Origin of the sequence: Nonomuraea sp. 10N515B, from assembly GCF_052245915.1 — a bacterium.
In the GTDB taxonomy this organism is placed as follows: Bacteria; Actinomycetota; Actinomycetes; order Streptosporangiales; family Streptosporangiaceae; genus Nonomuraea.
Genome location: NZ_JBQQBQ010000044.1, coordinates 21,226 through 36,361, shown reverse-complemented (window position 1 = coordinate 36,361; position 15,136 = coordinate 21,226). Strand labels below are relative to the sequence as shown.

The window sequence follows — 15,136 nt, the reverse complement described above, 5'->3', positions numbered from 1 at the left end:
GGCTGAGATGCCGCGACTCTTACAGAGTGAAAGCATCCGGACAAGGGATTTCGTGGTGAAGATATCAAATTGCTACGAATTCGCTTGACAGACTGCCTGGAACTGACAACATGTCGCACCAGGACGGCAACCAAGCGGGAACGCCCCCGAAACGCCGGACCGCTAGGAGGACTCCTCTCGATGACCACGCCGCCCCGCGTACGCCGCGACAACCCGAGCGCTGCCCCCGTCGTGCTCGACGATCTGTCCAAACAGATCATCGAGCAACTCCAGCGTGACGGGCGCATGCCGTACGCGGCCATCGGCAAGGCGGTCGGCCTGTCCGAAGCCGCGGTACGCCAGCGCGTGCAGCGCCTCCAGGACGCCGGCGTCATGCAGATCGTCGCGGTCACCGACCCCCTCACGCTGGGTTTCCCCCGGCAGGCGATGATCGGGGTCAACATCGAGGGCGACCTGGAGTCGGTGGCGGACGAGCTGGCGGCCATCGAGGAGATCGACTACGTGGTCCTCACGGCCGGTTCCTTCGACGTCATCGTCGAGGTGGTGTGCGAGGGCGACGGGCACCTGCTGGAGATCCTCAGCAAGATCCGCGCCATTCCCGCCGTGCGGGCCACGGAGTCGTTCGTGTACTTGAAGCTGCGTAAGCAGACCTACTCCTGGGGCACCCGCTAACCGACCCTCGCGACGGCCCGGACGGGCGCCCCGTCCGCTCCCGCGAGCCGGATCGGCAGCAGGGAAACCTCGATCGGCCTGCCGCGTGCCTGCGCGTCCAGGAGCCGCTCCAGACCGGTCAGGTTCTCGGTGATGACGGCGTGCGCGCCGCACAACACCCGGTGCGCCGGGAAGTCCTTAGCCGGCGTGGGATCCACGCTCAGCGCGTCGATCCCCACCGTCCTGACCCCGCGCTCGACGAGCCGCGCCGCGGCCTCCTCGGTGAGGAACGGATGCCCCTGGTAGGCGTCCGTCCCCCAGTACGCCGACCACCCGGTGGCGACGAGCACGATCGGACCCTCGACGTTCTGGAAGGCCCCCGCCCCGATCGGCGAGCGCGGCGCGAGGCCGGTGGCATCCACCACGACGGCGGGCCCGTAGAAGCGCTCCAGCGGCAGGTCGTCCAGCGTCGGCAGCGAGTCGTCGACGTGGAAGGGGGCATCCACATGCGTGCCCGATTGGGAGCCCAGGTGCAGCTCCAGCACGTTGACCCCGTCCCGCGCCACGGTGAGCGCCGGGCCGACGGAGACCTCGGGATCGCCCGGATAGACGGGCATGCCCTCCTCGATCGGGACAGACAGGTCGACAAGCTCCATCACGTCACCGGCTCGGTCGCCGCGTCCACGATGGGCAGCACCGGCGTGTCGGCCACGCGGACCAGGCGCGGCCCCTCAGGGCCGTAGACCTCACGCGGCTCGGGGAAGGCGGCCAGCAGCACCAGGTAGAGCAGGCCCGCCACGGCCAGGCCGACCGGCAGCGAGACGTCCACCCCGCCCGCCAGATCGCCGAGCGGCCCGACGAACTGCCCGGGCAGGTTCACGAACATCAGCGCCAGACCCGCGGACACCAGCCATGCCGACAGCCCGCGCCAGTTCCAGCCGTGCGTGAACCAGTAGCGGCCGCCGCGCTGGCGCCGGTTGAAGACCTGGAGGGCCTCGGGGTCGTACCAGCCACGCCGAGTCACATACCCCAGCATCATGATCACCATCCAGGGCGCCGTGCACGTGATGATCAGGGTCGCGAACGTCGAGATGCTCTGGGTGAGGTTCGCGGCGAACCGCCCGACGAAGATGAACACGATCGACAGCGTGCCGATGAACACGGTCGCCTGCACGCGCGAGAACCGGGGGAAGACGCTGGAGAAGTCGAGCCCGGTGCCGTAGAGGGAAGTGGTTCCCGTGGACATGCCGCCGATGAGCGCGATGAGACAGACCGGCACGAAATACCAGCCCGGCGAGACCGCCAGCAGGCCGCCGACATAGTTGGGCGCGGCCGGGTCCACGTATTCGGCGGCCTTGGTCGCGATGATCGACGCCGTCGCCAGGCCGAAGAAGAACGGCAGGATGGTGGCGATCTGCGACAGGAACGCGGCGGCCGTCACCCGCGAGCGCGGCGTGTTCGCCGGGATGTAGCGGGACCAGTCACCAAGGAACGCGCCGAACGACACGGGATTCGACAACACGATCAACGCCGCGCCGATGAACGACGGCAAGAACAGCGGATCGCCCACCGGGAGCGTGCCGGGGTAGGACGGGTCGAAGTCGCCGGCGAAGGCGAAGACCCCCAGCACGAACAGCAGCGACGCCGCCGCAACCGCGATCTTGTTGACGAACAGCATGAACCTGAAGCCGTACACGCAGACGACGAGCACGAGCACCGCGAAGATCCCGTACGCGACGCCATAGGACAGGTCGGTGTCGGGCAGCCCGGCCAGCCGGTGCGCGCCACCCACCAAGGCGTCCCCCGACGACCACACCGAGATCGAGAAGAACGCGATCGCGGTCAGCAGCGACAGGAACGAGCCCACGATCCGCCCGTGCACGCCCAGGTGGGCCGACGAGGAGACGGCGTTGTTGGTCCCGTTGAGCGGCCCGAACAACGACAGCGGCGCCAGGATCAGGGCCCCCACCACCAGCCCGAGCACGGTGGCCGCCAGCCCCTGCCAGAACGACAGGCCGAACAAAATGGGGAAGGCCCCGAGCACGCAGGTGGCGAAGGTGTTCGCACCGCCGAACGCCACCCTGAACAGATCAAGCGGGCGCGCGGTGCGGTCGGCGTCGGGGATGCGCTCGACCCCGTAGGTCTCGATCTCGGTGATGCCGCTCATGTCTGCTTCTTCTCCTGCATCGCTAGCAAACTGACGAGGTCGTACGCCACGTGGGAGGCGGCAATGGAGGTGATCTCCGCATGGTCGTAGGCCGGCGCCACCTCGACCACATCAGCCCCGACCAGGTCGCAACCGGCCAGGCCACGCAGGATCTCCAACAGTTCCCGGCTGGTGAGCCCGCCCGCCTCAGGAGTCCCCGTCCCCGGGGCGTGCGCGGGATCGAGCACGTCGATGTCGACGGAGACGTACAGCGGCCGCTCGCCGACCCGCTGCCGCAACGCGTCGATCACCTCGTCCAGCCCGCGCCGCAGCACATCGGCCGCGGTCACGATCCCGAAGCCGAGCCGCCGATCCTCCTGGAGGTCCTTCTTGCCGTACAACGGCCCCCGGATCCCGACGTGACTGACGGCCTCGGTGTCGAGCAGCCCTTCCTCCACGGCCCGCCGGAACGGCGTCCCGTGCGTGTACTCGGCGCCGAAGTAGGTGTCCCACGTGTCGAGATGCGCATCGAAGTGCAGCAACGCAACCGGCCCGTGCTTCCTGGCGGCGGCCCGCAGCAGCGGCAGCGCGATCGTGTGATCCCCACCGATGGTGACGAGCTTCGCGTCGATGCCCTCGGCCGCCCCCTCGATCGCCTCAATGGCGGCACCGATGTCGAAGGGATTGGCCGCGATGTCCCCAGCGTCGGCCACCTGCACGTGCTCGAACGGCGAGACGTCAAGCGCCGGATGGTACGGCCGCAGCAACCGGGAAGCCTCCCTGACCGCCGCGGGCCCGAACCTGGCGCCAGGCCGGTAGGACACGCCGGCGTCGAAGGGCACCCCCACAACAGCGACGTCCGCCCGCTCCACTTGGTCGAGGCGGGGCAGGCGGGCGAAGGTGGCGGGCCCCGCAAAGCGCGGGACCTTGGAGGAGTCGACGGGGCCGATAGTCATGTCGGCCAGTGTTCGTCATGCTTCTGACCTGGGGCAATTGGAGGTCACCTGAAGTATGACGGTGTGTGTTGTGGCTGACCACAAGGCGGCAAGGTGTGTTGAGGGGTGAGAGATGCTGCTTCTAGGGGTGTCGGCCTACCGATTTCGTCGTTTCTCAGGCCAGGGCACGGTGCGACTCAGTCAAAGAGTGCCTTCGCGGACTCGACGACGATCGCTCGCCGTAGCCAGGCACGCAGGATGGCTTCGTCCTGGCAGGCCATGACGCGCTCGCGGACCTGGTCGGACACCACCAACCCGCGATCCTCGAGGACGTAGAGCACGGCCTTGGCCTCGCCCTGAGCCTCGCCCCGAGCCTTGCCTCGCGCCTCGCCCTCGGCCAGGAGACTCTCGGCGTACTCGCCCTGATACGGATACGTCATCGTCGACATTCTACGCTCCCACTCTTTCTGCGCGGTTCCATAGAGTGACATGCTGATATACCGAGCGTACCGCCAGGCCTTCCCTGGGTCGATGCGGTACAGAGCCTGCTCCACCGCCGCGATGATCGCGTTGATCTGGGGGTCTTCGCTCTTCGTGACAGCCGACATGATCGCCAGCCCGATGTTTTCCAAGGCCTGGGCGACGTCGGTGATGACAGGTGTGTTGTCCGAGTAGATGACCAAGGGGATCAGTCTCAGCTCGGGGTGACCGGTCTCGATGGCTCGGAGCGCCCATCGAGCCACCCTGCGCCTGGGACAGATGACGATCAGACAGACCGGACATTTCTCACGCGCCCGGAAGTTCGCGATGTACTCCAGCCACGCGTAGATCTTGTCTTTGTCCCGGGCGCGTTGCGTCTCGAGAATGACGCCGAATTTCTCCTCTCCATTCCTGAAGAGCACCGCACCATCTGCCCGACACGCGGCCGGATCCGCCTCCGAGAAGTCGGGCGAGGCGTAGTGCACCTCACCCGACTCCGGTATCGGCAGATCGAACAGCGCCCGCAGCATGTCCCTGGTGTATCCAAGATCGAAAGTCGCGACCTTGTTCAACGCCTCATGTTGCGCCGTAACCATGCCGTGACATTACTACATGCGTTCGAGCCATTACCTAGAGTTGACGAATTTGGATGGTCGCGATTTCCCACGCCTTCAGGGGAAGCCGCACCTCACCGCCTTCGACGTGCACTGATTCGCCCGGACGCCCTCGCAGATCAGCATGTCGGGCTTGCAGAAGGTTGCCCGAAATTACGGCTTCCGTGTCGTTGGGAGTCAGAGCGACCACGCGGAGTTCCCGCCACTCATCACGCATCCTCAGCGAGGTCATCACCACGCCGTCCCCTGTCACCGACAGCCCGGCCGCAGGCGCCGGCAGCGGAAGGGCGCGATCGCCGGCCCCCGGCACCACCACCAGGTCATGGCGGAAGGCCTCCGCGTGCGGTACTACCTCGCCCCAGGACTCCTGGTACGGCATCAGCGCTAGGCTCACCGACCGGACGCCCCGCGACTGCGCCGCCGGGGTCGGCAGCTGAGGACCGGCCGGTTCGGGGCGGAAGGCGTTGCGATTGCGGGACAGGTAGCCGACCGAGCGCAACAAGGTCAGCGCCAGCTCCCCGTCCACCAGCTCGTACTCCGTCACGTGCTCCAGCAGCGCCGCCACCCCGCCGGCCGCCACCCACGACGAGGCGGGGAAGGTGGGCAGGGGCGTCTCACCGCAGCCGCCCTCGGCGGTCAGGCCGCGGGTGACGACGGCGAACTGGCCCTCGGCGTGCGACTCGGTGGCCGCGGCAGGCAGCGGGATGTGCAGCCGGACCCGGTGGTCGGCGCAGCGGTTGTCGAAGGTGACGTGGAGGCGGACGAACGGCTCGCCGGCCCGGAGCTCGACCCGGGTCGTGAGGAGGATCTCCTCGGTACGGGTCGTCCGCGAGCCGGCCGGAGCCTCGGGCGCGCCGTCAAGGGCGTCGCCGGCGGCCGGCCACGCGTACGTACGCCGCACGTCCACCGCCGCCACCAGCGGCCCCGACCAGACCAGCTCCACCTCGACCGACAACGGCTCGGACACGATCAGGTCGGCCAGTGGAGGCGCGTGGTTGTAGGTGTCACCGACGTCGCCGCCGTCCACGATGCGCCCCGCGCCGGTCACGGTCGTGCCGTCCTGGCCGACCAGGGTCAGCGTGCCGTCACGGTTGATCGTGACCCGCAGCAGCCCGTTGTCCAGCACCTCCTCGTCCCCGCGCACCAGCAGGGTCGCGGAGTCCGAGCCCATCCAGCAGGACCGGTGGTGCTCGACGTTGGGCAGCCCGCCGGACGGCACCGGCGGGTTGAACACCTGCTCGTGCGGCCGGGTCCGGAGGCTGGTGTGGCCCAGCGGCGGCGCCTCCACCATGGCCGCGACCGTACGCCTGGGCTCGGCGAGGATGCGCACGCGGGTCACGCCCTCGAGTGCGTCGCGCAGGTCGGCCACGTCGATGACGACCGAGCTCTCGCGCGCCACCGTGAACGTCAGGGTGCCGCCCTTGACCGCCCAGCCGGTGATGTGCTGCCCGTACAGCTCGGTCCCGTGGATGAACGTCAGCGCCGTGGCGGGGTCCATTTCCGCGTCGAGCAGCAGCGTGGGCGCGTAGTCGAGCGGCTGCACCGGCACCGGTGCGCCCGAGGGGTCCACGAGCGGGTCGGTGCCGGCCACGTCCACGATCACGATGCCGCTGCGTACGCCGGGCGTGGGGTTGACGACGAGCACGCCGTCCGACGGCACGGCGGCCGCCAGCCGGGCGGTCACCATGTCGCGGACGGCCTGCCCGAGGTGCTCGGCCTCGGCGATGCGGGCGGCCACCTGCTGGGCGGTCTCGTCCACGCCGCACCCGGTCACCGAGTCGTGCCCGCTGGCGTCCACCAGCCGCCACCACGCCATGTCGAGGAAGCGCCCCGGCCATTCGCCGCCCCAGAGCGCGGCCAGCGGCTCGGCGTACCGCTCCACCATGCGCTCGGCGCGGCCCATGGCCTGCTTGAGGTGGGGGCGGATGGAGATGACGCCGGGGAGGATGTTGGCCCGGGCGTGGGAGCGCAGCTCCCCGTGCACCCGCGGCAACCCGTCTACTTCACCTGGATATTTCCCGATATAGCCGGACAGGGTGTCCATGCGGGCGCCGATCGCCTTCACCATCTCCGGCAGGCCGCGCACGGGCGCGGAGTGGTCGGTGCCGTACATGGCCAGCAGCGCACCCTCGGGCCCGTGCCACTCCCGCATCGTCGTGACGAACTCGGCCGCACGCCCGGTCAGCCCCTCGGCGTCGGAGAAGAGGTGGGCGCCGTTGCCGTACCCGCCCACCGGCAGGTATTGGGTCCGCAGCGCCGTGCCGTCCGGGGCGACCCAGGCGAAGGCGTCGGTGGTGACGGAGGACGGCACACCGCGGTAAACGCAGGCGTGCGACAGCCCGGCCTTACGCAGGATCTGCGGCATCTGCGCCGTGTGCCCGAACATGTCAGGCAGGTAGCCGACCGGCATGGACCCGCCGAGCTTGTCGGCCCGGTCCATGCCGAGCTCGAGGTTGCGGACGATGTTCTCGCCCGAGCACAGGAACTCGTCCAGCAGGATCTGCCACGGCCCGATCGCCAGCCGCCCCGACTCGACCAGCGCGGCGATGCGGTCGCGGTTCTCCGGCCGCACCTCCAGGTAGTCGTCCACGCAGGCCAGCTGCCCGTCGAGGGTGAAGTGGTAGCCGGGCTCGCGCTCCATCGTGTCGAGCACCTCGTCCAGCAGCGCCACCAGGCGCAGCCGGAAACGCTGGAACGGCTCGTACCACTCCCGGTCCCAGTGCGTGTGCGGTACGACGACGATCTCCATGCTCACGCGGCCTCCCCTCCCAGGGGCAGATCATGTTGTACGGCGTAGCGGGCGGCGATCCGCTGGGCCGTCACGATGTCCTCCAGAGCGCCGCCCACGTCGGTGAGCGGCGGCTTGCCATCGTTCACGAAAGCATGGAAGGCGGCCAGTTGTACTTCGAACGCCTCGGTCACGTCCCGCCATTCGGTCCGGCTCTCCCCGCCGGACACGACGGTGAGCGTCGTCGGCGCGTTCATCAGGTAGGGCGAGGGGAAGACCAGCTCCAGCGTGCCCTTGTCGTGGTGGATGGTCACGCTCTCGCGGTAGGCGGGGTAGTCCTCCAGGTAGTGCCAGCGGATGGAGAACCGGCCCTGGGCGGGCAGCGGGCCCGAGATCTCGATGGAGCCGGGCGGGGGACCCCAGGTCTCGACGTACGAAATTTCGGTTGGGGACCCGGTAAAGCGCCGCAGGAGCGACAAGTCGTGACATATCGAGCCGAGTGCTACCCCGTACAAACTCTGCACCTGCGACGAGTCCCCTACCGCCCGCGACACGAGCGCGCTCTCGGCGGCCCGCAGCGAGGCCAGCAGCCCGGCGTCCACGTCCCGCGCCTGCGCCAGGTTCGCGAACGCCAGTTGCGAGTCCCCGCTCGGATGCAGCACCGTCACCTCGACCGCCCTGATGACACCGGGTCCGCCCAGCTCGGCCAGCAGTTCCTCGGCCCGGCGCACGGCGGGATCGTACTGCTTCATGTAGCCGACCATCAGCCGTCCCTCGGGCAGCGCCGCCACCTCGGCCCGGGTCAGCGCCAGCGGCTTCTCGCACAGCACGGCGTGGCCGGCGGCCAGCGCCCGGCGCACGGCCTCGCCGTGGGAGCCGGAGGCCAGCACGAGCACGGCGTCGAAGTCGCCGGCGGCGAGCATGTCCTCCAGCGCCGTGTACCGCCGGGCGGCGCCGAGCCGGTCTCCGACGGCGCCCGCGAGCGTAGGCGACAGGTCGCACACGGCCGTCACCTCGAACAGGTCGCGGCGCCTGGACAGCAGCGGCACGTACACCGCCTGCGTCACCGCGCCGCACCCGAACAGTGCGATTCTCACAATCCCAGCTCCTCCAGCTTCCTGCGGTTGGCGGCCTGGTCGGCGATGTTCTGGGCGACGGTGCGGCGGCCGGGCAGCGTGTCCTGCTCGATGACGATCCACCCCGCATATCCGATCTCGCCGAGGGTCCGCGCCACGGCAGGCAGATCCAGCTCGCCCTCGCCGAGCGGGGCGAATCCGCCACGGCCCATGAGCTCGCGCAGGTCGGCCCCGTCGGCCAGGGCCTGGGCGAGGATCTTGGTGTCGCCGTCCTTGATGTGCACGTGCTCCACGCGGCCGGCCCACGCGCGCAGCGCCGCCACCGGGTCTCCCCCGGCCAGCAGCAGGTGCCCGGTGTCGAGGCAGAGCCGTACGTCGGTCAGCTCGAGCAGCCGCTCCACGTCCTCGGACGTCTCCACGTACGTGCCCAGGTGGTGATGGAAGGCCGGCTCGAAGCCGCGCTCGCGGCAGCGGTCCGCGGCCTCCTGCACGCGGGCGGCGTAAGCAGGCCACGCGGACGCCGGCAACCCTGGAACGCTCCCGCCGGGGCGGGCGAACCTCTCCGGCGAGCCCGAGCAGGCCAGCGTGGGCCGCGGACCCATCCCCTCGGGCGCCGGCGGCGCTGCGGCGAAGACGTCCAGCGCGGCCTCCAGCGCGGGCAGCCCCCGCGCGTACGCCTCCGCGTCGCCGTACCGCAGGTCCACCCAGCCGCCCGCGAGCAGCAACCCGCTCCCTGCCAGCCGGTCGGCCAGCTCGGAGCCGGTGCCCAGGTAACCGATCGGCCCGGAGTCGATGCCCTCGTACCCGGCTTCGGAGAGCGCGCGCACCATCGCGTCGGGGCTGAGCGGCGGCGGCGCGTCGGACAGCTCGAACACCCCGAAGCTCACGGGAGCATTGGCGACCTTCATCACTCGCACAGCGCCATCACCTCGTTCTCGTGGGTTTCCAGCCGGTGCCGCCCTACACCTGCGGGGATCAGCGCGCGATCGTCGCGGATCAGCTGCCTGCCGCCGTCCGGGCGCACCAGGACCAGGCCGCCCGCGTCCAGGGCCAGCAGCTCGCCGCCCAGCCTGAGCAGCAGCGGCGCGTCCGGCCCCGCCGAGACGGCGGTGCGGCCGGCCCGCACGCCGTCCAGCACCGTGCTCGTGTCCTCGGCCAGCACCCAGGTCGTGGGCGCGCCGGGCAGGCCGTCGGAGCCGTGGCTGTGGAAGTCGCTGCCGCCGATCGCGATCACGTCGTCCCGCCAGGCGTCCGCCCAGGCCAGCGGCGCGCCCCAGCGCCGATCCCACCAGCCGGAGCTCCACACCTCGGCGAGCCGGGGCCGACGGCTGATCGGCAGCAGCCAGGCGCAGTCACCGCCGAGCGGGTGGTTGACGGAGATCAGGCCGCCCGCACGCTCGGCGTGCTCGACCCAGGAGTCGGCGGGCTCCCGGAAGTCCACCCAGCCGACGTCGCCGAACACGTTCGCATGGCCGCGGTCGGTGGTGACCTCCTGGCCGGGGATGAGCGTGATCTCGCGGTCGATCTTGGCCAGCCAGGGATGGTGGCTGACGGTGTTGTGGTCGGTGACGGCCAGGAAGTCGAGCCCCCGCCCGTGGGCCAGCTCGGCGAGCTCAGCGAGGGTCAGGTTGCCGTCGCTGTGGACGGTGTGGGCGTGGAAGTCTCCGGCGAACCACCGCATGCCATCGATATCCGGAATCTCCCGGCGGGGCGGCCGCTCCCCGTGCGGCGGCTCCTCGACGACCGGCTCCGGAGGGACAGCGGACTCCGTGGAGATGTCCAGCGTGTAGTCGAGCCCCTGGAGCGGGATGCGGTGCAGCCGCACCCACACGCGCCAGGTCCCGGCCTCCACAGCACCGGGCAGGTAACCGGGAGTCGCCCAGTCGGCGGTGATCGTGTATTCGTCGCGCGCCCCGCCCGACCAGCCGCGGAACCCGTCCGGCGAGCCGCACCCGAGGTCCAGCACTCCCTGCGACCGGTCGTAGGACAGCCGCACCGTCACGGCGGCGGTCCCCGCGGGCACCTCGAACGGCACCTCCCGCAGCGTGAGCTCCAGCCGGTCGTCCAGGCTCCAGTGACCCCTCACACCAGCTCTCCGTCCCGGTAGACGAGGGCCCGGTCGCGCCGCGGAACGGCGTAGCCGTCCTCGCCGAGCGCCGGCTCATTGCCCTCCGGCACGACGGCCTGCACGGTCACGTCGTTGACGTCGAGGGTCACCAGATGGGAGGCGCCGAGGTTCTCCACGATGGCCACCTTCCCGCCGAGCGCGCCCTCCGCGGGCTCGGCCGAGTAGGACATGTACTCGGGTCGCACGCCATACACGATCTTCTCCCCGTCGCTCAGCCGCCCCTCGGCCGAGGCCGGGACGGCCACCTTGCACCCTGCCACGTCCAGCCTGTCACCTCGTACGGCGCCGTCCAGCAGGTTCATGGGCGTGGAACCGATGAATCCGGCCACGAACGTGTTGGCGGGCCGCTGGAACACCTCGGCCGGCGTGCCGATCTGCCGGATGTGCCCCGATTCCATCACCGCCATCCGGTCGGCCATGGCCAGCGCCTCGGCCTGGTCATGGGTGACGAAGACGGTGGTGACGCCGAGCTCCCGCTGGAGCTTCTTGAGGAACGTCCGCGCCTCCAGCCGCAACCGGGCGTCCAGGTTGGACAGCGGCTCGTCGAACAGGAACGCCTGCGCCTGCGTGGCCATCACCCGCGCCAGCGCGACCCGCTGTTGCTGTCCGCCGGACAGCTGGCCGGGACGCCGGTCCATGAGGTGCTCGAGCCCGAGCCGCGCCGCGACCTCGACCGCCTTGTCGCGGCGCGCCGCCTTGGCGACCTTCTTGATGCGCAGCGGGTAGGCGATGTTGTCCGTGACGTCCATGTGCGGGAACAACGCGTAGTCCTGGAAGACCATCGCGACGTCCCGGCCGCCCGGCTGTACCCCGGTCACGTCGCGCTCGCCGATGACCACGGCGCCGCCGGTGGCGGCCTCCAGCCCGGCGATGGTCCGCAGCAACGTGGTCTTGCCGCAGCCCGAGGGGCCGAGCAGCGCGAAGAACTCGCCGTCGGGGATGACCAGGTCGAGCGCGTCGAGGGCTTTCACCCCACCGGGATAGATCTTGGTCAGCCCGCGTAGTTCGATGGCGGCCATTTAACGCTTGATCCCTCCGTGGAAGCGGAAGCCGTATTTCTTGCTGACGAACAGGTACATGAGCACCACGGGGACCGAGTACAGCAGCCCGAACGTGGACAACATCCGCAGGTTGGCCTGGCCGCCCTCGGTGTACAGCGTGTACGTGATCACTGCCGCCGGCTGCTTCTCGACATCGCTCAGCAGCAGGTACGGCATCAGGAAATTTCCCCACACGTTGGCCACGGCCCAGACCCCGATGGTCGCCAGCCCCGGCCGTACCAAGGGCACCACCACGTGCCGCACGATCTGCAGCGGCGACGCCCCGAACACCCGCGCCGACTCCTCATAGGACTTCGGCGTCGAGTCCATGAAGTCCTTCAGCATGAAGATCGCCGCCGGCAGCAGCCCGCCCGTCAGGATGAGGATCAGCCCGAAGTGCGAGTCGATGAGGTTGAGCTCCACCGCCAGCTGGAACAGCGGCACCATGGCCGCCGTCCCGGTGATGATCGACGACAGCAGCAACAACGCGTACAGCAGCGCGTCGCGCCCCGGCAGCCGCACCCGGCTCAGCGCGTACGCGGCCAGCGCCGCCATCGCCACCACCAGCACCGCCGTGCCGGCCGACAACACCAGCGAGTTGTACAGCGACGGCAACGCGTACGGATGCTCCACGACCGCCTGGAAGTTCTCCCAGGTGAAGTCAGGCACCGCCACCTCATACGTCGGGTCGGAGGTGAACGGGGCGCTCGCCAGCCAGAGCAGCGGGATCGTGAAGAACGCCAGCAGCACCGCGATCAGCGTGTAGAAGCCGATCCGGCCGGCCACGAACCGCGCCGTCATTTCCTGCTCCGCAGCAACCGCAGGTAGAACACCGCCACCACCAGATTGATCAGCAGGATGACCGTGGAGACTGCCGCCCCGTAACCCAGCTCGCCGCTCTGCAGCGCGACCTTGTACACGTGCGCCGCCAGGATCTCCGACTTCCCGTCCGGCCCGCCCGCCGTGATCAGGAAGGGGGTGAAGTCGTTGAACGTCCACAGGCTGATCAGCAGCAGGTTCGTCAGGATGTGGCCTCTGATGTGCGGGAACACCACGTCCCTGAGCTGCTGCCAGCCGGAGGCACCGGCCAGGCGGGCGCTCTCCAGGTGCGAGGGCGGCACGTTGCCGAGCGCGGCGCCGTACAACATCATCGAGAACGCGGTGCCACGCCACGTGTTGAAGACGATGATCGACAACATCGGGTGATCGAGCAGCCAGGCGGAGCCGGGCAGGCCGAGCAGCGCGTTGAGCGTGCCGCCGTCGCGGTCGAGCAGCGCCACCCACAGGAACGACACCACCGCGCTGGGCAGGATCCAGGCCAGGATGACCAGGCCCTCGACCAGCCGCTTGAGCGGCCCCTGCCGGTCGCGCAGCAACCAGGCGATGGTGAAACCGAGCCCGACCTGCCCGATGACGGCCGAGCCCAGCACGAACTGCACGGTCAGCCAGGTCGAGTTCCAGAACGCCGGGTTGGACACCGCGTCGATGAAGTTGGCCGGCCCCACGAACTGCGGCTCGGCCGCGGCGATCCCGGTCAGCCGGTAGTTGGTCAGCCCCAGGTAGAGCACCCAGAGCGCGGGGAAGACGAGGAAGGCCGCCACGAGCAGCAGCGCGGGGGCCACGAAGATCCCGGCCCTGAGCCGGCCCAGGCCCGCCGCGTCCGGGCTGTAGGAGCGGCGGGCGGGGGCTTCCTCGTCAATGAGGTCAGGGGGCGATGATGTTGCCTGCGCCACCGACGATTCCTTCGAGCGTCTTCTGGTACGCGGTCGCCGCCTGGTCGGGCGCGGTGCCGCCGACGACCGCGGCGGTGGACTCCTGCAGCGCCACCGACACCTGCGGGTAGACCGCGACCGGCGGCCGGAAGGCCGTCAGCGGCAGCACCTTGTCCGAGATGAAGGTCAGCAGCGGCTCACCGGCGAGGATCTCCTTGTTGACGTCCGTACGCGGTGTGATGCGCACATTGCCGTCCTTCGTCTCCTCCTTCAGCGCCTCCGGCGAGAGCGTGAAGGCCAGCAGCTCGAAGGCCTCCTTCGGATGCTTGGTGTTGGGGTTGACCGTGCGCAGGGCGCCGCCGGACATGCTGACGAAGTCCTGGCCGCGGATGCCCTTGCCGGGCTCCATGGCCGGGATCAGCGCGTAGCCGACACTCTGGTCGCGATCGTCCATCGGGGCCACGCCGTCCTTGGGGTTGATGACGCCCCGCCAGAAGTAGTCGCCTTCCATCAGGATGCCAATCTTGCCCTCGGCGAACTGCTGGAACGACTTGTCGCGGCCCTTGGCCTCCTGCTGCAGCTTGGGGTCGCCGAGGCCTCCGCCGTAGATCTTCTGGTAGAAGCCGAGCGCGTCCTTGAGCGGCTGGGAGGCGCCGGTCCACTTGCCGTCCTTCTGCACCTCGCCGCCCGCGCCGGCGAGCAGCGGCAGCACGCCCTGCATCGAGGTGGCCTCGCCCATCGCCGTCCCGGCGTTGATCTGGATCGGCACCGGCACGCCCGCGGACTTCAGCTTGGTCCCGGCGTCGAGGATCTCCTGCCAGCTCTTCGGCTGCCAGTCGGCCGGGAGGCCGGCCTTCTGGAAGAGCGTCTTGTTGAAGTAGAGCACGCGGCCGTCGGTGCCGATCGGCAGCGCGTACTTCTTGCCGTTGTACGTGGCCAGCCCCTGCACGGACTCGGGAATCTGCGCCCAGCCGTCCCACGCGTCGGCCTCGGCGCCGACCACGTCCGCCAGCGGCTTGATGTAACCGGCCTCGGCGAACTCACCGGCCCAGATGCCGTCGATGTCGATCACGTCCGCGCCCTTGCCCGACTTGAGGTCCAGGGAGAGCTTGGTCTTGTACTGCTCGTCGTCGACGCCGCTGGGGACGAACTTGACCTTGACGTCCTTGCCCTTCGCCTTCTGGGCCGCCTCGAACGTGGGGATCACCCAGTTGGCGATGAAGTCCGCCGCGGCGGCGTTCTTGCCGCCCGCGATGGCGTTCTGGGCGATGGTCAACTCGATGGTGCCACCGCCACCGCCGGACGACTGGCCGCAGGCGGCTAATCCGATCCCGGCCACGGCGAGGACCGCGGCGACTTTACGCAATGCCATGCAAACCCTCCGACAGATCAGGTAAGGAGGTAAGCCATGGGCCAATATGTCATGACATTCATATGACGTAAAGACCTGCACATATTGCCGGGGAGATGCACCGCATATTGCGTCTTCGACCGGACAGTGGCCATCTAACAACCGAACACTGGACGATGTGAAGAGCTGAAGCGTGCGACGATCCTCGCCACGCCTGGATCCGTTCGTCGTGGGACGACCAGCTCATCGACCCTAGACTGCCGTTCGGGAGGACT

At 69.4% G+C, this 15,136-nt stretch carries 13 protein-coding genes; 1 reads left to right on the top strand and 12 read right to left on the bottom strand.

Going from position 1 to position 15,136, the window contains the following annotated elements:
- The first annotated feature begins 180 nt into the window (after positions 1 to 180).
- On the top strand, positions 181 to 672 hold the full coding sequence (locus tag ACTWQA_RS42120; protein ID WP_327584758.1) for an Lrp/AsnC family transcriptional regulator: 492 nt from the start codon (positions 181 to 183) through the stop codon (positions 670 to 672).
- Here the strand turns inward: ACTWQA_RS42120 and ACTWQA_RS42115 are convergent.
- The 12 genes from ACTWQA_RS42115 to ACTWQA_RS42060 all read right to left on the bottom strand — a co-directional run bounded on the left by ACTWQA_RS42115 (position 669) and on the right by ACTWQA_RS42060 (position 14,882).
- Positions 669 to 1,307, bottom strand: coding sequence for a cyclase family protein (locus ACTWQA_RS42115; protein ID WP_443164484.1), 639 nt, complete (start codon positions 1,305 to 1,307; stop codon positions 669 to 671). The genes ACTWQA_RS42120 and ACTWQA_RS42115 overlap by 4 nt on opposite strands.
- The gene (locus ACTWQA_RS42110) at positions 1,307 to 2,818 is read right to left on the bottom strand and encodes a purine-cytosine permease family protein (protein ID WP_443164483.1); all 1,512 of its coding nucleotides are present in this window, start codon (positions 2,816 to 2,818) and stop codon (positions 1,307 to 1,309) included. The genes ACTWQA_RS42115 and ACTWQA_RS42110 overlap by 1 nt, the downstream gene beginning before the upstream one ends.
- Positions 2,815 to 3,753, bottom strand: coding sequence for an agmatinase (gene speB, locus ACTWQA_RS42105; protein ID WP_443164482.1), 939 nt, complete (start codon positions 3,751 to 3,753; stop codon positions 2,815 to 2,817). The genes ACTWQA_RS42110 and speB overlap by 4 nt, the downstream gene beginning before the upstream one ends.
- A 176-nt stretch (positions 3,754 to 3,929) precedes the next feature.
- Positions 3,930 to 4,784 carry a hypothetical protein gene (locus ACTWQA_RS42100; protein WP_443164481.1) on the bottom strand — a complete coding sequence of 285 codons (855 nt, stop codon included), beginning with the start codon at positions 4,782 to 4,784 and terminating at the stop codon, positions 3,930 to 3,932.
- Between the two features lie 58 nt (positions 4,785 to 4,842).
- Positions 4,843 to 7,575 (bottom strand): glycoside hydrolase family 38 N-terminal domain-containing protein, encoded by a 2,733-nt coding sequence (locus tag ACTWQA_RS42095; protein WP_443164520.1) that lies wholly within the window; start codon positions 7,573 to 7,575, stop codon positions 4,843 to 4,845.
- Between the two features lie 2 nt (positions 7,576 to 7,577).
- Positions 7,578 to 8,651: a Gfo/Idh/MocA family protein gene (locus ACTWQA_RS42090; RefSeq protein ID WP_443164480.1), complete on the bottom strand. Its 1,074-nt coding sequence runs from the start codon at positions 8,649 to 8,651 to the stop codon at positions 7,578 to 7,580.
- Positions 8,648 to 9,538 carry a TIM barrel protein gene (locus ACTWQA_RS42085; RefSeq protein ID WP_443164519.1) on the bottom strand — a complete coding sequence of 297 codons (891 nt, stop codon included), beginning with the start codon at positions 9,536 to 9,538 and terminating at the stop codon, positions 8,648 to 8,650. The genes ACTWQA_RS42090 and ACTWQA_RS42085 overlap by 4 nt, the downstream gene beginning before the upstream one ends.
- Positions 9,538 to 10,716: a CehA/McbA family metallohydrolase gene (locus ACTWQA_RS42080; protein WP_443164479.1), complete on the bottom strand. Its 1,179-nt coding sequence runs from the start codon at positions 10,714 to 10,716 to the stop codon at positions 9,538 to 9,540. The genes ACTWQA_RS42085 and ACTWQA_RS42080 overlap by 1 nt, the downstream gene beginning before the upstream one ends.
- Positions 10,713 to 11,777: an ABC transporter ATP-binding protein gene (locus tag ACTWQA_RS42075; RefSeq protein WP_443164478.1), complete on the bottom strand. Its 1,065-nt coding sequence runs from the start codon at positions 11,775 to 11,777 to the stop codon at positions 10,713 to 10,715. The genes ACTWQA_RS42080 and ACTWQA_RS42075 overlap by 4 nt, the downstream gene beginning before the upstream one ends.
- Positions 11,778 to 12,599: a carbohydrate ABC transporter permease gene (locus ACTWQA_RS42070; protein ID WP_327584767.1), complete on the bottom strand. Its 822-nt coding sequence runs from the start codon at positions 12,597 to 12,599 to the stop codon at positions 11,778 to 11,780. It lies immediately after the preceding gene.
- Positions 12,596 to 13,531: a carbohydrate ABC transporter permease gene (locus ACTWQA_RS42065; RefSeq protein WP_443164477.1), complete on the bottom strand. Its 936-nt coding sequence runs from the start codon at positions 13,529 to 13,531 to the stop codon at positions 12,596 to 12,598. Before ACTWQA_RS42065 ends, ACTWQA_RS42070 begins: the two co-directional genes overlap by 4 nt.
- Entirely contained in the window at positions 13,503 to 14,882 is a 1,380-nt protein-coding gene (locus tag ACTWQA_RS42060) for an extracellular solute-binding protein (protein ID WP_443164476.1), read from the bottom strand. Before ACTWQA_RS42060 ends, ACTWQA_RS42065 begins: the two co-directional genes overlap by 29 nt.
- Positions 14,883 to 15,136 lie beyond the last annotated feature (254 nt).